Raw genomic sequence first — 16934 nt, forward strand, 5'->3', positions numbered from 1 at the left:
TCTCAGGCCACCCCGGGGTCCGACGTCTGTTCGGGCGCGGCCATGACGTCGTCGATGCGGTACTGGCGGGCGGCCGCGACCGGCACGGACGGGTCGATCTCGCCGTCGCGGGCCAGCGCCTCGAGCACCGCGACGACCTGCGACTCGGCGTCGGTGTTGAAGAAGCGTCGCGCGGCGGGCCGGGTGTCGGAGAAGCCGAACCCGTCGGTGCCCAGCGTGACGAAGGTGCCCGGCACCCACTGGCGGATCTGCTCGGGAACGGCGCGCATCCAGTCCGACACCGCGATGACGGGGCCGCTGGCGTCCGCCAGGGCGCGGGTCACGTAGGGGGTGCCGGCCGGCTGGTCCGGGTGGCGCAGCCGGGCCCGCTCGACGTTGACGCCGTCGCGGTTCAGCTCGCCCCAGCTGGTCACCGACCAGACGTCGGCGGCGACGTCCCATTCCGCGGCCAGCATCTCGGCCGCCTGCAGCGCCGCGGGCATGGCGACCCCGGAGGCCAGGATCTGCGCCTTATTGGCCCGCTGTTCGGTGGCGGCGCGGTAGCGGTAGATGCCGCGCAACACGCCCTCGGGATCGAAGTTTTCCGGCTCGGGCGGCTGCACGTACGGCTCGTTGTAGACGGTGATGTAGAAGAACACGTTCTCCGGGTTGTCGCCGAACATGCGGGCCAGCCCGCTCTCCACGATGTAGGCGATCTCGAAGGCGAACGCCGGGTCATATGACACCACCGCCGGATTCGTTGCGGCCAGCAGCAACGAGTGGCCGTCGGCATGCTGCAGGCCCTCACCGGTCAGCGTGGTGCGCCCCGCGGTCGCGCCGAGCAGGAAGCCGCGCGCCATCTGGTCGGCCGCGGCCCACAGCCCGTCGCCGGTGCGCTGGAATCCGAACATGGAATAGAAGATGTAGATCGGGATCATCGGCTCGTTGTGCGTCGCATACGACGTTCCGGCCGCGATGAACGAGCCCACCGAGCCCGCTTCGTTGATGCCCTCGTGCAGGATCTGACCGACTTCGCTTTCCTTGTAGGCCAGCATCAGCTCGGCGTCGACGGCCGTGTACAGCTGGCCGAGGCGGTTGTAAATCTTCAGCGAGGGGAACCACGAGTCCATCCCGAACGTGCGCGCCTCGTCGGGAATGATCGGCACGATGCGCGGCCCAACTTCCTTGTGCCGCAACACTTCCTTGAACGTTCGCACCGTCGCCATGGTGGTGGCGACCTCCTGGTGGCCCGACCCCTTCTTCAGCGCGGCATAGGTGTCGCGGCCCGGCAGCGAAAGCGCCTTGGCCTTGGTCCGGCGTTCCGGCAGGAAGCCGCCCAGCGCGCGGCGCCGGTCGAGCAGGTAGCGGATCTCCGGGGCGTCGGGGCCGGGGTGGTAGTACGGCGGCAGGTAGGGATCCTCTTCGAGCTGAGCGTCGCTGATCGGGATCCGGATGGCGTCGCGGAAGTCCTTGAGGTCTTGCAGCGCAAGCTTTTTCATCTGGTGGGTGGCGTTGCGGCCCTGGAAGTGCGCGCCCAGCGAGTAGCCCTTGATGGTCTTGGCCAGGATCACCGTCGGCTGCCCCTGGTGGTCGACGGCGGCGCGGTAGGCGGCGTACACCTTGCGGTAGTCGTGCCCGCCGCGCTTGAGGTTCCAGATCTCCGAATCGGTCATCTGCTCCACCAGCGCCTTGGTGCGCGGGTCGCGACCGAAGAAGTGGTCGCGCACGTAGGCCCCGTCGTTGGCCTTGTAGGTCTGGTAGTCGCCGTCGGGCGTGGTGTTCATCAGATTGACCAGGGCGCCGTCCTTGTCGGCGTGCAGCAGGGCGTCCCACTCGCGGCCCCACACCACCTTGATGACGTTCCAGCCCGCGCCGCGGAAGAACGACTCCAGCTCCTGGATGATCTTTCCGTTGCCGCGCACCGGGCCGTCGAGGCGCTGCAGGTTGCAGTTGATCACGAAGGTCAGGTTGTCCAGGCCCTCGAGCGCCCCGACGTGCGCCAGGCCACGGCTCTCCGGCTCGTCCATCTCGCCGTCGCCCAAAAAGCACCACACGTGCTGGTCGGAGGTGTCCCGGATGCCGCGGTCGTGCAGGTAGTGGTTGAACCGCGCCTGATAGATGGCGTTGAGCGGGCCCAGGCCCATCGACACGGTGGGGAACTCCCAGAAGTCGGGCATCAGCCGCGGGTGTGGGTAGGAGGGCAGGCCGCCGCCGGCATGGCTGTGCTCCTGGCGGAAGCCGTCCAGCTGGTCCTCGCTGAGCCGGCCCTCCAGGAAGGCGCGGGCGTAGATGCCGGGGGAGGCGTGGCCCTGGATGAAGACCTGGTCCCCGCCGCCGGGATGCGACTTGCCGCGGAAGAAGTGGTTGAAGCCGACCTCGTACAGCGCCGCCGAGGAGGCGTAGGTCGAAATGTGGCCGCCCACGCCGATTCCCGGGCGCTGGGCGCGGTGCACCATGATCGCGGCGTTCCACCGGATCCACGCCCGGTAGCGGCGTTCGACGTCCTCGTCGCCGGGGAACCACGGCTCCAGCTCGGTCGGGATGGTGTTGACGTAGTCGGTCGACGTCAGCGACGGAATCGCCACGCGCTTCTCACGGGAACGTTCCAGCAGCCGCAGCATCAGGTAGCGCGCCCGCGCCGGCCCCGAGCGCTCCAGCAGTTCGTCGAAGGACTCGAGCCATTCCGACGTCTCGTCGGGGTCGATGTCGGGCAGATAGGACGCCACGCCCTCGCGGATCACCCGAACGCGGTCGGGTTCGCTTGCGCTACTTGGGGTTTTCGCCAGATCGTGGCGCGCGAACTCGGTGGTCAACTTCCGCTCCTGTAGTCGGCGGGGCAACGTCGTGCGTTGTACCTCCCTATCGTGCCGCACCGACGTTTCGGCCGGGTAGCCGCGGTGACGATCCGGACCCGGTAACGTCTCCACTCGTGCTCATCGGATGGCGTGCCGTCCCTCGCATGCACCTGGGGGAGATCCCCAAGCGAGGCGCGCTGGCGCTTGGCTGTGTCGCGGCGGTGACCATCGGGATCGTGGGGTGTACCAGCGTTACCAAGGGGACCGCCACGCCCGACACGAATGTCGCCCCGGCCTACCGGCAGTCGGTGTCCGCGTCGGTGTCGGCCTCGTCGGCCACATCGCGCGTGAAGGAGTCCCAGCGCCAGCAGTCGCTGACGACCAGGGCGGTGCGCACCTCGTGCGACACGCTGGCCACATCGGCCAAAGACGCGATCGACCGGGTGAACGACTACGTCGCGGCGTTCAACGCGGGCCGCAACACCGGCCCGAACGAGGGCCCGGCGATCGGCGCGCTCAATGACAGCGCCACCACGGTCTCCAATAGCTTCAGTGATGCCCTGTCGCAGCAGCTGAAGGACGCGTTCAACGCCTATGTCGACGCGGCCCGCGGGGTGGCCAACGCCATCGGCACGCACGCGTCCATAGCGGAGTTCAACAGGCGGGTCGACCAGCTCAACGACACCAAGACGAAGGCGCTGAAACTCTGCCTGGCGTCCTACTGAGGCCCCTGGTGAGGGACGGGTATGGACCGCGTCGCGGCTATGCGACGATAATTCCCATCACACGGCGCGCGAACGGCTTAAGGAGGCTCCACGGTGGTCGCGGCGGATGACGCCCCGAGCTACGCTCGCAAACTCGGCATCCAACGGGACCAGGTTGTTCAGGAGTGGGGCTGGGACGAGGACACCGACGACGACATCCGGGCCGCGGTCGAGGAGGCCTGCGGCAGCGAGTTGCTCGACGAGGACAGCGACGAGGTAATTGACGTCGTGCTGCTGTGGTGGCGCGACGGGGACGGCGACCTGGTGGACACCCTGATGGACGCGATCAGCCCGCTGGCCGAGGACGGGGTGATCTGGGTGCTGACGCCCAAGACCGGCAAGCCCGGCCACGTGCTGCCCGCCGAGATCGCCGAGGCCGCCCCCACCGCCGGCCTGATGCCGACTTCGTCCGTCAACCTGGGCGACTGGAGCGCCAGCCAGCTGGTGCAGCCGAAGTCGCGGACCGGGAAGCGTTGATGCTGCCCGTCGGCGCCACCGCCCCCGACTTCACATTGCGCGACCAAAACCAGCAGCCCGTCACCCTGAGCTCCTACCGCGGCGACAAAAACGTCCTGCTGATCTTTTTCCCGCTGGCATTCACCGGAATCTGCCAGGGTGAGCTCGATCTGCTGCGCGACCACCTGCCCGAGTTCGAGAACGACGACAGCGTGGCGTTGGCGATCTCGGTGGGTCCGCCGCCCACGCACAAGATCTGGGCGCTCGAGAGCGGCTTCACGTTTCCCGTGCTGTCGGATTTCTGGCCGCACGGCGAGGTCAGCCAGGCCTACGACGTGTTCAACGCCGACGCCGGCTACCCCAATCGCGGGACGTTCGTGGTCGACCGGTCCGGGATAATCCGATTCGCGGAGATGAAACAACCCGGGGAATCGCGCGACCAGCGGCTGTGGACTCAAGCGTTGGCGGCGTTGCGCGCCTGAATGTTTGGGTTCACGGCCTTCAGGCGTGTAACCTGCGGCGGACCCGGGTTACCCCAAGGGGTCCAGGGCGCGTAGCTCAGTGGTAGAGCTCTGGTTTTACACACCAGCGGTCGGCGGTTCGATACCGTCCGCGCCCACGGCTGTTTAGACATGTTCGAACGGCGAACTCCCGTGTGGCGGGCCCTGAGCACAATCGCGAATCATGTTGAGTGCAAACATATTTGAACAACGATTGACGCGCGGGCGCTGACGGCTGAAGCGATCAGCGGTTGCGTACGTTCTCACTTGGCCGGTGCATCTACTCATGCGGCGGGCGGACCAAGCGGAGAAGGCAGTGCTCTCCTACGTGAGTGTCGGCCTACGCAAACGTTGTGCGTTATGCAAATCACACAATGTGCGTTAGGCTCGGTCGGTGGCGCAACTTACATTCCAGCGCGCTCGCACCGAGGAAGAGAAGCGCCAACGTGCGGAGGCCCTCGTGGAGGCCGCACGCTCGCTGGCAATGGAAACGGGCGTCGCGTCGGTCACCCTGACCGCGCTCGCCAGCCGCGCCGGAATTCACTATTCGGCGGTCCGCCGCTACTTCACCTCGTACAAGGAAGTCCTGCTGCATCTGTCCGCCGAGGGCTGGGTGCGGTGGTCCACTACCGTGTCGGAGAAGCTGGCCGAGCCCGGAGCGAAGTCGCCCTCGCGCATCGCCGAGACATTGGCCCAAGCCCTGGCCGAGGACCCGTTGTTCTGTGACCTGCTTGCCAACCTGCACCTGCACCTGGAACACGAGGTGAACGCCGAGCGGGTCATCGAGGTCAGGCGGATCAGCACCGCGGCCACGCTCTCGTTGGCCGATTCGATCGCATCCGCGCTGCCCGAACTCGGACGATCGGGCTCGCTCGACATCCTGCTGGCCGCCTACTCGCTGGCGGCGACGCTCTGGCAAGTCGCGAACCCGCCGGAGCACCTGACGAACGTCTACGCCGAAGAGCCCGAAGTGGTTCCGCCCGAGTGGAATCTGGACTTCGCAACCGCCCTCACCCGCCTGCTGACGGCCACCTGCATCGGCCTGATCTCGGGGTCCTCATGAACCTGAAAGGAGGCCGCAACGCTGTGGCTTGGCGAACTGCAACCGGTGAAGACGGTCCCGAACTCCTAGAGCGCTCGGGACCTGAGCCGACCGCGCAATCCTCCGCCGGCTCCGCCGGCAGGGCGGGCGACGATGTCGCACCGCGGCGCGCCAAGAAAAAGGGGCTGCTGGGGCGTTTCTGGTTGGTGCTCACCATCGCAGCCGTCGTCGCGGTGTCGGGCTTCGTCGTATTCCGATTGCACGGTGTCTTTGGCGTTCACAAGGGTTCGTTCGGTGGTGGCACCTCGGGCGAGGTCCTCGACGAGTTCAACGCCAAGACGATCACGCTCCAGGTCTGGGGCTCACCGGGCAGCACGGCAACCATCAACTACCTCGACGAAAACTCCCATCCGCAGCAGGCCCTCAACGTGCCCTTGCCCTGGAGCAAAGTATTGAGTTCAACGAAGCCCGGCATCCCGGCAAACCTGGTGGCGCAAGGAGACGGCAGTTGGATCGCTTGCCAATTCGTGGTGAACAAGCACGACGGGAGCGGTGACGTCATCAAGACTCCGAACCGCTCGGATGCCAACGAAACCGTGAACCCGTTCGTCTACTGCCTGGACAAGTCCGCATGAGCGAGCCAGCTCAGGCACCGCCGCGCGTCGATCAGCCGCTGATCCCGCCGTTCCTGCCGCGGATGATCCATCGGCTGGCCCTGCCGATCGTCCTGGTGTGGTTGGGCATCGTGTTCCTCACCAACACGGTGGCCCCGCAGCTGGAAGTCGTCGCCAAAAACCACTCGGTGTCGATGAGTCCGACTGACGCGGCATCCTTTCAGTCGATGATGAAGGTCGGGTCGACGTTCAAGGAGTTCAACTCCGACAACTCGGCCATGATCTTGCTGGAGGGCGACAAGCCACTCGGGGCCGATGCACACCGCTACTACGACGAAATCGTCAGGCGCGTCGAGCAGGACAAGAAACACGTTCAGCACGTCCAGGATTTCTGGAGTGATCCGCTGACGGCGGCGGGTTCCCAGAGCCACGACCAGAAGGCCGCGTACGTCCAGGTCTACCTCGCCGGCAACATGGGCAGCGGGCAGGCGAACGAATCTGCCCTGGCCGTCCGCAAGATCGTGGACTCGGTGCCAGCGCCGCCGGGAATCAAGGCATACGTCACCGGCGCCGGTCCGCTGTTCGCCGACCAGTCCCACGCCGGCGAGAAGGGCGTCGCGCTCGTCACCCTTGTCACTTTCGTGGTGATCGTGGTGATGCTGCTGTTCGTCTACCGCTCGTTCACCACGATGCTGATCATGCTGGCGATGGTTTTCATCGAGTTGTTGGCGGCTCGAGGCGTCGTTGCCTTTCTGGCCAACAACGAGATCATCGGACTCTCCACGTTCGCCAACAATTTGTTGGTGTTGATGGCGATCGCCGCCGGAACGGACTATGCGATTTTCGTTGTCGGCCGCTACCACGAGGCCCGCGGTCTGGGCGAGACTCGCGAACAAGCCTTCTACACCATGTTCCATAGCACCGCGCATGTCGTGCTCGGGTCGGGCCTGACCATCGCCGGCGCGATGTACTGCCTGAGCTTCTGCCGATTGCCGTATTTCCAGTCGTTGGGCGCACCGTGCGCCATCGGCATGTTGGTAGCGGTGCTCGCGGCGTTGACGCTGGGCCCCGCGGTGCTGACCGTGGCTTCGTTCTTCAAGCTCATGGATCCGAAGCGCAAGCTGGCGACCCAGGGCTGGCGTCGCATCGGCACCGCGGTCGTCCGCTGGCCCGCGCCGGTTCTCGCGGTGACCATTGGGATCGCATTGGTTGGTCTGCTCGCCCTGCCCGGTTACAAGACGGATTACGACAACCGCCACTTCCTGCCGGCGGACACCCCGGCCAATGTCGGTTATGCCGCCGCGGACCGGCACTTCGACCAGGCTCGGCTCAATCCCGAGCTGTTGATGATCCAGACCGATCACGACCTGCGTAACCCGGCCGATTTCCTGGTCCTGGACAAGGTGGCCAAAGCGGTCTTCCACATCCCCGGCATCGGACGGGTGCAGACAATCACCCGACCCTTGGGCACGCCGCTCGACCACAGCACCCTCGGTTTCCAGATGGGTGCACAAGCCGCAGGGCGGATCCAGACCCAGCACTATCAAGACGAGCAGGCGGCGAACCTGCTCAAGCAGGCGGACGAGCTACGCAAGACGATGGCAACGCTGCATGAGCAGATGCAGGTCACCCAAGACCTAAGCAACACCACGCACGAAACCACCAGGCTCACCAAGGAAACCGTGCAGATTACCGAGTCGTTGCGCGACGACATCGCCAACTTCGACGACTTCTTCCGGCCGATCCGCAGCTACTTCTATTGGGAGCGGCACTGCTACGACATTCCGGCCTGCTGGGCGATCCGGTCGATTTTCAACGCGCTCGACGGCATCGACCAGGTGGCCCAGAACATCGTGAACCTCAGCGCGAACCTGGACAAGCTGGATCGGATCCAGCCGAAGCTCGTGGCGCTGATACCGCCGCAGATCGAAAGTCAGCAGCACAACCTCGACACCATCATGTCGAACTACGCGACCCAGATGGGTCTCAACGAACAGGCCAAAGCGCAGTCCGACAACGCCACCGCCCAAGGCGATGCCTTCGACAAGGCCAAGAACGACGACACCTTCTACCTTCCGCCGGAGGCATTCAAGAGCCCGGATTTCGCGCGGGGTCTGAAGAACTTCATCTCGCCGGATGGGCACGCCGTCCGGTTGATCATCTCCCATGAAGGTGACCCGGCGAGTCCCGAAGGCATCAGCCACATCGAACCGATCAAGCAGGCCGTGCACGAGGCGATCAAGGGCACGCCCTGGGAGGGCTCCAAGGTGTATCTCGGCGGTACCGCCGCGACGTACAAGGACATGCACGACGGCTCTGACATCGACCTGCTGATCGCCGCAATTGCTGCAGCCACACTGATTTTCATCATCATGCTGGTGATCACCCGAAGCGTCGTGGCGGCCGTTGTCATCGTCGGTACGGTGTTGCTGTCATTGGGCGCCTCATTCGGACTTTCCGTGCTCCTATGGCAGTACATCCTGGGCATGAAGTTGCACTGGATGGTGCTGGCGATGGCGATCATCCTGCTGCTGGCGGTCGGCTCGGACTACAACCTGCTGTTGATATCGCGGTTCAAGGAGGAAATCCACGCCGGGCTCAAGACGGGGACGATCCGCGCGATGGCCGGTTCGGGCTCGGTGGTGACTTCCGCCGGTCTGGTGTTTGCCGCGACCATGGCCACGTTCGCGTTCAGCCCGCTGTTGGTGATGGCCCAGGTAGGTACGACGATCGCGCTGGGTCTGTTGTTCGACACCTTGATCGTGCGGTCGTTCATGACGCCGTCGCTGGCCACCTTGCTCGGGCGCTGGTTCTGGTGGCCACAGCACGTGCGTCCGCGGCCGGCCAGCACGATGCTGCGACCGTACGGACCGCGTCCCGCCGTGCGCGAGCTGATTCTCAGCGGCGTCGAGGAGCGCCCGGCGGGCGGAGTGGTACAACCGCGTTAGGAATCGACGGTGACTTCGAGACCCATTGCGGGAGAACGAGTTCGATCGTTGTCCGACTAGGGTCGAGTGGTCATGGGACTAAGCTGGCGCTCGACCGCTTCCGCGATTCGTCTCCTTTGCTCTGACAGGTGTGGTCGACCGGTGACATGAGCAGCCGGCTACTCGAATTCAAGGCACTGCGCGGCGACCCAGCCCTCGAATATCCGCGGGAAATAGGGGAAATCCCTGATGTAGCCGCGGTTATCGACACGTAGCGTCTCAGCGATGAGCGGTCGCGCCCACGGCACGCGGTACTTCCTCGCGGAGTGGTACCGCGGTGAGCTCGACCAAGACGAGATCGATCGCATCGCCGCCAGGCTCGACGAATCTTCGCAGTCTGTGTCGGCCGGCGGCGCATCGGTGCGACGCGTGATGACGATGGCGGTTCCCGCCGGCGAATGGATGTTTGGGATTTTCGAGGCCGACTCCGCGGACACCGTTGAGCAGGTCTGCCGACACGCGGGAATGGCACCGCAACAGCTCAACCCCGCCGTCGAAGACCGTGTTCGCGGCACCTGGCACCGTGACGACAGCACCTTGTCGGGGAACGATTGAGCGAGCACGCTCGTCAGCACCTACCGCGTTTGCCCTGGTAACGGCGCCGCTGGAGGGAAAAAGATTAGGGAAATCCCTGATTCCCGCAACGCACCTGACTCCTAGCATCAAATCCACAGCAGAGCACGCATGGACAGCGCCACACCGTCGCAAGTCCTCACCTGAATCCGCAAGGAACAGCGATGAACTACTCATTCACGCATCAAACGCTCGATGCCGGCGCGGCACCGGCGCGCATCGCCCGATCCCGCCGCAAACTAGCCGCGGCCTACCTCGGCGCGGCGGCGCTGAGCGCAGTGGGGGGGTTGGCGTCGAGCCCGCTCAGCCAGGCCGCTCCGCCGGTGCCGCTGAGCCCCCCGTGCTCGCAATGGCAATACAGCGGGAACATGCCGATCAGCCAGAGCAACGGTCAACGAGTCGACATCCCGTGGCAAGGAACTCGGGTAGGAGGCGCCATAGCCAACGCGTTTCAGGGCAACGAGAAAGTAGACGTGGGCGGTGACCCCGAAGGAGGAGTGAACGGAAACAACATTGATTTCACTGTCAACTGGACGCGCGGGCTTGGGCACTACACGGCGAGCATCAATAACGACGGCGCCGTCGTGTTAGGTGTCGCGACGGACAACCGGAACGGCCGCGCCGATTGGCACACCGATGCCAAATTCACCTGTGCGGTGACTGCGGCACCACCCCCGGCTGCGCCGCCCATCCCCGCCCCGGCGCCGGTTCCGGTCCCTCCCCCCGCCGCGGCGCCGGTGATCAACGCGATCCAATTGTCGTTCGGTCCGCCGAAGTTGGGCAGCATCACGGCGACGATCTCGAACTCGTCGGCCCTGACCGCAAAGTGCACCTATGACTCGACCCCTTTCAATACTCACCGTGACTTCACGGTTAATCCGCACGACAGTACGAACGAGACCTTCACAGGTATCAACACCCTAACCAGCTACCACGTCGTGGTTTCCTGCCACGACGCCAGCGGCAAGCAGTCCCAGGAGATCGGCCACTCCGAAACGAACGTGACGTTCTGATCAGGTGAGCGCCGGACCCGCCCGTACCGGTTCGCACCGGCCTAAGCAAGGAGCTGCGATGTCGGATGTCAGCATCGGGAGAAAGCCTGGATTGCTCTGTGCCGCAACGGCCGTCGGCTCGGTGGTCCTCATGTCGTCCCCAGGGCTCGCAGGGGCGCGGCCGCCGGTGCCGCTCGCGCCGGCGTGTGACCAGTTCCAGTTCATCGGCGATTACTCTCTGCATCAAGCCAATGGCTTCACGGTGCAATTCAGATCGACCGGCCCAGACGCGGGCGGCAGCGCGAGTGCGTTGGACTCAACGGGCAAAACCGCAATGACCGGCACCGTCAGCGGCGGCATCAACGGCACCCGCATCGACTTCACCATCCAATGGGGCAGCGGACCCCGCGGTCACTACACCGGCCTCATCGACGCCGACGGCTTTGCCCGCGGAACGACCGTCGACGAGGCGCATCCCGGACCGATCACGAATTGGGGCGGCAACGTGCCGCTTGGATGCGCGACACCCCAACCGACGGGGCCTCGACCTGGTCCCAACAACGGCCCGGTCCTCGCGCCCACCACCACACCACAGGCGCCGTCCGCCGGGCCCAAACCCACGGCGCCCAGCCGCCAACCGTGACGCCAGCGGTGACGCGCCGTTTGTCTTCCGCTTGTCGCGGGCGCCCTTAGGGCTTACCTGTGAATCGGTGTTCAGATATCGATTGAAACCGCTTGGCCTCCTAGGATTTGAACGCAGCGCCAGAAGGCGAAGGAGGCAATGATGCCGGGTGGAAAGCCGAACATCCTCGTCATCTGGGGCGACGACATCGGGATCACCAACCTCAGCTGTTACAGCCAGGGGCTGATGGGCTATCGAACCCCAAACATCGACCGGATCGCCGCCGAGGGCATGCTGTTCACCGATTCATACGGCGAGCAGAGTTGCACCGCCGGCCGCGCGTCGTTCATCACCGGCCAAAGTGTCTACCGCACCGGGCTTTCCAAGGTCGGCATGCCCGGTGTGGACGTCGGGCTGTCGGCCGATGACCCGACGATCGCCGAGCTGCTGAAACCGCTCGGGTACGCGACGGGCCAGTTCGGCAAGAACCACCTCGGCGACCTCAACAAACACCTGCCGACGGCGCACGGCTTCGACGAATTCTTCGGCAATCTCTATCACCTGAACGCCGAGGAGGAACCCGAGCACCCCGACTACCCGACCGAGCAGGAGGCGCCGCTGCTGCGCAAGGCGCTGCTGCCGCGCGGGGTGATCCACTCCTGGGCAACCGACCAGGACAGCGATGAGACTGACGAGCGTTACGGGCCGGTGGGTAAGCAGCGCATCGAGGACACCGGGCCGCTGACCAAGAAGCGGATGGAAACCGTCGACGACGAGTTCACCGCGGCGTGCATCGACTTCATCAAGCGCCAGCACGCCGCCAACACCCCGTTTTTCGTGTGGATGAACACCACCCACATGCATTTCCGGACACACACCAAACCCGACTCGCTCGGGCAGGCGGGGCGCTGGCAGTCGCCGTATCACGACACCATGATCGACCACGACCGCAACGTGGGTGAGCTGCTGGACGCGCTCGACGAGCTCGGCATCGTCGACGACACCATCGTCATCTACAGCACCGACAACGGTCCGCACTCCAACAGCTGGCCCGACGGGGCCACCACGCCGTTTCGCAGCGAGAAGAACACCAACTGGGAGGGCGCGTTCCGGGTGCCCGAAATGATTCGCTGGCCCGGGAAGATCCCGGCGGGCGTGGTGTCCAACGAGATCGTCCAGCACCACGACTGGTTGCCGACTTTCCTGGCCGCCGCGGGTGACCCGGACATCGTCGACAAGCTCAAGAAGGGCCATCAGGTCGGGGACAAGCGGTTCAAGGTCCATATCGACGGCTACAACCTGCTGCCGTATCTGACCGGCCAGGTCGCCGAAAGCCCCCGCAAAGGCATGATCTATTTCTCCGACGATTGCGACGTGCTCGGCATCCGGTACGACAACTGGAAGCTGGTGTTCATGGAGCAGCGCTGCGCTGGCACGCTGCGGATCTGGTTCGAGCCGTTCACGGCCTTGCGGGCGCCGAAGATGTTCAACCTGCGCACCGACCCGTTCGAGCAGGCCGACATCACGTCCAATACCTACTGGGATTGGCTCATCGACCGCATCTACATGGCGTTTTTCGGTGTGGCGCTGGTGAACCGGTTCCTGGAGACGTTCAAGGAGTTCCCACCGCGGGCCAAGCCGGCCTCGTTCACCATCGACCACGCGGTGGAACAGCTCAACGAGTTCCTCGCCTCTCGCGGTAAGTGAGGTCTGGGACGCTTCAGACGCTCAACACGTGGAACGACGGGCCGGCGAAATCGGCGATCGTCGACTTCGTTCACCGCGTAACAAGCGAAGGCTCAAGCGATTTCGTCGAGCGGGATGCCCGCGTGGCGGTGTTCGACAACGACGGCACGCTGTGGTGCGAGAAGCCGATGTACATCCAGCTCGACTTCCTGGTGCGCCGATTCGCCGAGCAGGCAACGGCGGACCCGAGCCTTCGCGAGCGTGAGCCCTACAAGGGCGCCTACCACGGTGATCTGACCTGGCTGGCCGGCGCGGTGGCCAAACACAACCAGGGCGACGACTCCGACCTCAAACCGCTTGTGGCCGCGATACTTTCCGCCCATGCCGCGATCACCGTCGAGGAACACCGTGCCCGGGTCGAGGCGTTCTTTCGCGACGCCACGCACCCGACGCTGGGGCGGCCGTACACGTCGTGTGCCTACCGGCCCATGGTGGAGCTGCTGCGCTACCTGGAGGCCCACGGATTCACCGCCTATATCGTCTCGGGCGGCGCGCGGGACTTCATGCGGCCCGTCACCGGCATGCTCTACAACATTCCGCCCGAACGGGTGGTGGGCAGCTCGGTCGGCCTGACCTATCGCGACGGCCACCTGTTCACCACGGAGCAACCGGAGTTCCTCGACGAAGGGCCGGTGAAGCCCGTGCGGTTGTGGAGCCGGATCGGGCGACGGCCGATCCTGGCGGCCGGAAACTCCAACGGCGACATCGAGATGCTGGAATTCACCGGCACACCGGCGACGCCGTCGCTGCGGCTGCTGATCCGCCACGACGACGCCGATCGCGAGTTCGCATACACCGGGGGAGCGGAGCGGGCCTTCGAGCTGGCCGAGCAAAACGCCTGGACGGTCGTCAGCATGCGCGACGATTGGAAGGCCGTGTTTGACTGACGATCTGATCTGGGTCCCCGAGCAGACCGCGATTCTCGGTTCCGACGAACACTACCCGGAGGAAGCCCCCGCGCGGCCGGTCGGTGTGGCGGGCTTCTGGATGCAGGCCCGCCCGGTCACGAACACGGAATTCGCCGAATTCGTCGCCGCGACAGGGTATGTGACCATCGCCGAGCGGGCCCCCGATCCCGCGGACTACCCCGGCGCCCCGAAAGAGAACCTGCAGCCCGGATCGATGGTGTTCACCCGGACCAGCGGCCCGGTCGACCTGCACCATCTGAGCCAATGGTGGACTTGGACGCCCGGGGCGTCCTGGCGGCACCCCGTCGGTCCGCACTCCTCGATCGCGAAGCGAGCCGACCATCCCGTCGTCCACGTCGCATACGACGACGCCCGGGCCTACGCGGCCTGGGCGGGACGCTCCCTGCCGACCGAGGCGGAATGGGAGATCGCGGCGCGCGGCGGGCTCGACCACGCGACGTACACGTGGGGTGACGAGCCCGAGGCGTCGGGGCAGCGCCTGGCCAACTACTGGCACGGCGACTTCCCGTGGCGCCCCGATGCGGGCTACGGGCGCACCACACCGGTGGGCAGCTTCCCGCCCAACGGTTACGGCCTGTTCGACATGGCCGGCAACGTGTGGGAGTGGACCACCGACTGGTATGCCGACACGCGCGCCGGCGAGCCCTCCGAGGCGGACAGCTACGACCCGGCCCAGCCGCAGTTCCGGGTGCCGCGCAAGGTGATCAAGGGCGGCTCGTTCCTGTGCGCGGACAGCTACTGCCTGCGCTACCGGCCCGCCGCGCGCCGACCACAGCCGATCGATACCGGCATGAGCCACATCGGCTTCCGGTGCGTCCTGCGGCCCGGCGCCGTTGTCGGGTGATCCGGCGGTATGGCACCCTCAGGGCGTGAACGAGCAACCCTTGAGGCGATTTCGCATCGACGTGCCCAATGGTGATCTTGACGATCTGCGCTCGCGGCTGGCGCGCACCCGGTGGCCGGAGGCCGAATGCGTCGACGACTGGAGCCAGGGCGTTCCGTTGGCGTACACCCGCGAACTGGCCGACTATTGGGCCAGCGAATACGACTGGCGGTCCCGCGAGGCGGCACTCAACCGCTTCGATCAGTTCGTCACCGAAATCGACGGGCTGGACATTCATTTGATCCACCAGCGCTCGCCGCACGACGACGCCTTCCCGTTGGTGATCACCCACGGCTGGCCGGGCTCGATCGTGGAGTTCCACAAGGTGATCGAGCCGCTGACCAATCCGGCGTCCGGGCGCGCCGAGGACGCGTTTCACGTCGTGTGCCCGTCGCTTCCGGGATACGGCTTCTCGGGCAAGCCCACCCGGACGGGCTGGGGCGTCGAACGGATCGCCGACGCGTGGGAGACGCTGATGCTGCGCCTCGGCTACAGCCGCTACGGCGCCCAGGGCGGCGACTGGGGTGCCGCGGTCACCACGCAGATCGGCCGAAACGGCGGGCACTGCGCGGCAATTCACCTGAACATGCCGATCGGGCGGCCCACCAAGGAGGCGCTGGCCGACCCGACCCCGGAGGAGCAACGCGCGCTGGCGTCGATGGCCGAGCACCGAAAGTGGGGCACCGGCTATTCCAAGCAGCAGTCGACCCGGCCGCAAACGCTGGGCTACGGGCTGGTCGATTCGCCGGTGGGGCAGCTGGCGTGGATCGTCGAGAAGTTCTGGGCGTGGGCCGATTGCGACGGGCACCCCGAGAACGTGTTCGGCCGCGACGAGCTGCTGGACAACGTGATGATGTACTGGGTGACCGGCACCGGCGCATCGTCGGCGCGGCTGTACTGGGAAAGCTTCCGGGTCTTCGGTCAGATGGACCGGGTCGAATTGCCCACCGGCGTCAGCGCTTTCCCGGGCGAGCTGCTGAAGGCGCCGCGACGCTGGTGCGAGCCGGTGTACAACATCACGCACTGGACGGACATGCCGCGCGGCGGGCACTTCGCCGCGTTCGAGCAACCGGAGTTGTTCGTCGAGGATGTCCGCGCGTTCTTCGCGACGGTGCGCTGAAATACCTTCGCCGAGTGTGAAATTCGCGACAAGACGCGCCGTGTGGGCGTCGCTGAATTCACGCTCGGCGCGCAAGGGATGATCGCTAGACGATCCGCCAGCCCCTCCGAGCCCGAAAACGCATGTCCCACAGGTAAACCTGATAGCCGAAGACCCACGCGCGGTGCGGGATGAGCCAGTCTGCCAGGCGCAGGGCGGTCAGCAGATATTCGAACCGGCGCTGCTGGGGCCGCGACCAGTCCAGCTCCATCATCGCCCGAAATTCCGGGGCCAAGAATCCCGTCGTCGCGAACAGGTTGAACGGCCCGCCAAGCGCCCGGAGCGGCAGCGGAAGGAACGCCATCGAGGCCACGCCGCGCAGGTGTTCGCGCACCGGAGGATCGATGCGCAGCTCGTCGAGGGAGCGCTTCCAATACTCGTCGAACGCGGCGAGGTCCGGCGGCCACATGCGCTCGGGCACCTGCAGCGTGGTCCCGAGCCGTTTCGCATCGCGATAGACGGCTTCGGCACTGGCGTCGTCCAGCGGGCCGTGCAGGAACTCGTGCTGGTCGACGAAATAGCGGTACAGGCAGGCGGCCACCCACAGCTGCAGCTTGGGGTCAAAAGCGTTGTAGGACACCGGGCTTGACGATGTCGAGCGAACCTGCCGGTGCGCGGTGTCCACCGCGTCGCGGATCAAAGCCCGGTCCGATTCCGTCCCGATGGCGGCGACGGCCAGGTAGGTCCCGGTGGTCCGCGCCCGCTTGAACGGATGCTTGTAGACGTTGCCGCTGTCCACCGGGCTTTCCAGCACGCCGTAACCGACGCCGGGCAGGGAGAGCTGCATGATCACGTTCGCGGCGGGCAGCAACATCGCCGCCGGGTTCAGCAAATCCGCGATCCGGGTTGCGGGCCGCTTCATCGCGGATTACCCCTCATGGACTCGAGTACAC

15 protein-coding genes and 1 tRNA gene are annotated in these 16934 nt (G+C 65.7%); 14 read left to right on the forward strand and 2 right to left on the reverse strand.

Annotation, left to right across the window (positions count from 1 at the left end; translation table 11 throughout):
* Positions 1-2: 2 nt before the first annotated feature.
* On the reverse strand, positions 3-2792 hold the full coding sequence (gene aceE / locus AWB92_RS24795) for a pyruvate dehydrogenase (acetyl-transferring), homodimeric type (RefSeq protein WP_085190396.1): 2790 nt from the start codon (positions 2790-2792) through the stop codon (positions 3-5).
* Between the two features lie 116 nt (positions 2793-2908).
* Here aceE and AWB92_RS24800 point away from each other — a divergent pair, with 116 nt between their 5' ends.
* The 14 genes from AWB92_RS24800 (at position 2909) to AWB92_RS24865 (ending at position 16002) form a co-directional block, all read left to right on the forward strand.
* A complete protein-coding gene (locus AWB92_RS24800; RefSeq protein ID WP_068108919.1) occupies positions 2909-3499 on the forward strand; it encodes a hypothetical protein in 591 nt (196 codons plus the stop codon).
* A gap of 93 nt (positions 3500-3592) precedes the next feature.
* Positions 3593-4015: a DUF3052 domain-containing protein gene (locus tag AWB92_RS24805; protein ID WP_068108916.1), complete on the forward strand. Its 423-nt coding sequence runs from the start codon at positions 3593-3595 to the stop codon at positions 4013-4015.
* Positions 4015-4476, forward strand: coding sequence for a peroxiredoxin (locus tag AWB92_RS24810; protein WP_085190398.1), 462 nt, complete (start codon positions 4015-4017; stop codon positions 4474-4476). The genes AWB92_RS24805 and AWB92_RS24810 overlap by 1 nt, the downstream gene beginning before the upstream one ends.
* Positions 4477-4541: 65 nt before the next feature.
* Positions 4542-4613: transfer RNA gene (locus AWB92_RS24815), tRNA-Val, on the forward strand.
* 275 nt (positions 4614-4888) lie between these two features.
* Complete coding sequence (locus tag AWB92_RS24820) at positions 4889-5557, forward strand: TetR family transcriptional regulator (protein WP_085190400.1); 669 nt, start codon at positions 4889-4891, stop codon at positions 5555-5557.
* Positions 5554-6171 (forward strand): MmpS family transport accessory protein, encoded by a 618-nt coding sequence (locus AWB92_RS24825; protein WP_241523569.1) that lies wholly within the window; start codon positions 5554-5556, stop codon positions 6169-6171. Before AWB92_RS24820 ends, AWB92_RS24825 begins: the two co-directional genes overlap by 4 nt.
* On the forward strand, positions 6168-9098 hold the full coding sequence (locus AWB92_RS24830; protein WP_085190402.1) for an MMPL family transporter: 2931 nt from the start codon (positions 6168-6170) through the stop codon (positions 9096-9098). The genes AWB92_RS24825 and AWB92_RS24830 overlap by 4 nt, the downstream gene beginning before the upstream one ends.
* Positions 9099-9362: 264 nt before the next feature.
* Positions 9363-9692 carry a hypothetical protein gene (locus tag AWB92_RS24835; RefSeq protein ID WP_085190404.1) on the forward strand — a complete coding sequence of 110 codons (330 nt, stop codon included), beginning with the start codon at positions 9363-9365 and terminating at the stop codon, positions 9690-9692.
* Between the two features lie 182 nt (positions 9693-9874).
* Positions 9875-10723, forward strand: coding sequence for a hypothetical protein (locus AWB92_RS29890; RefSeq protein WP_085190406.1), 849 nt, complete (start codon positions 9875-9877; stop codon positions 10721-10723).
* Between the two features lie 313 nt (positions 10724-11036).
* Positions 11037-11345, forward strand: a complete 309-nt coding sequence (locus tag AWB92_RS24845; RefSeq protein WP_142282302.1) for a hypothetical protein — start codon at positions 11037-11039, stop codon at positions 11343-11345.
* Positions 11346-11486: 141 nt separating this feature from the next.
* Positions 11487-13031: an arylsulfatase gene (locus AWB92_RS24850; RefSeq protein WP_085190474.1), complete on the forward strand. Its 1545-nt coding sequence runs from the start codon at positions 11487-11489 to the stop codon at positions 13029-13031.
* The gene (locus AWB92_RS24855; protein ID WP_085190410.1) at positions 13028-13957 is read left to right on the forward strand and encodes an HAD family hydrolase; all 930 of its coding nucleotides are present in this window, start codon (positions 13028-13030) and stop codon (positions 13955-13957) included. Before AWB92_RS24850 ends, AWB92_RS24855 begins: the two co-directional genes overlap by 4 nt.
* A complete protein-coding gene (locus AWB92_RS24860) occupies positions 13950-14843 on the forward strand; it encodes a formylglycine-generating enzyme family protein (protein ID WP_085190412.1) in 894 nt (297 codons plus the stop codon). Before AWB92_RS24855 ends, AWB92_RS24860 begins: the two co-directional genes overlap by 8 nt.
* Before the next feature lie 40 nt (positions 14844-14883).
* Entirely contained in the window at positions 14884-16002 is a 1119-nt protein-coding gene (locus AWB92_RS24865; RefSeq protein ID WP_085190476.1) for an epoxide hydrolase family protein, read from the forward strand.
* 85 nt (positions 16003-16087) lie between these two features.
* On the opposite strand, the gene AWB92_RS24870 is transcribed toward AWB92_RS24865, so the two are convergent.
* Positions 16088-16903, reverse strand: a complete 816-nt coding sequence (locus AWB92_RS24870) for an oxygenase MpaB family protein (RefSeq protein ID WP_085190414.1) — start codon at positions 16901-16903, stop codon at positions 16088-16090.
* Positions 16904-16934: the final 31 nt, after the last annotated feature.

Source organism: Mycobacterium sp. IEC1808 (genome assembly GCF_002101935.1).
In the GTDB taxonomy this organism is placed as follows: Bacteria; Actinomycetota; Actinomycetes; order Mycobacteriales; family Mycobacteriaceae; genus Mycobacterium.

Bases quoted from the DNA above. Each gene is read 5' to 3' on its own strand.
- AWB92_RS24810 (WP_085190398.1), top strand. From the start codon at position 4,015: ATGCTGCCCGTCGGCGCCACCGCCCCCGACTTCACATTGCGCGACCAA.
- AWB92_RS24825 (WP_241523569.1), top strand. From the start codon at position 5,554: ATGAACCTGAAAGGAGGCCGCAACGCTGTGGCTTGGCGAACTGCAACC.
- AWB92_RS24830 (WP_085190402.1), top strand. From the start codon at position 6,168: ATGAGCGAGCCAGCTCAGGCACCGCCGCGCGTCGATCAGCCGCTGATC.
- AWB92_RS24835 (WP_085190404.1), top strand. From the start codon at position 9,363: ATGAGCGGTCGCGCCCACGGCACGCGGTACTTCCTCGCGGAGTGGTAC.
- AWB92_RS29890 (WP_085190406.1), top strand. From the start codon at position 9,875: ATGAACTACTCATTCACGCATCAAACGCTCGATGCCGGCGCGGCACCG.
- AWB92_RS24845 (WP_142282302.1), top strand. From the start codon at position 11,037: ATGACCGGCACCGTCAGCGGCGGCATCAACGGCACCCGCATCGACTTC.
- AWB92_RS24850 (WP_085190474.1), top strand. From the start codon at position 11,487: ATGCCGGGTGGAAAGCCGAACATCCTCGTCATCTGGGGCGACGACATC.
- AWB92_RS24870 (WP_085190414.1), bottom strand. From the start codon at position 16,903: ATGAAGCGGCCCGCAACCCGGATCGCGGATTTGCTGAACCCGGCGGCG.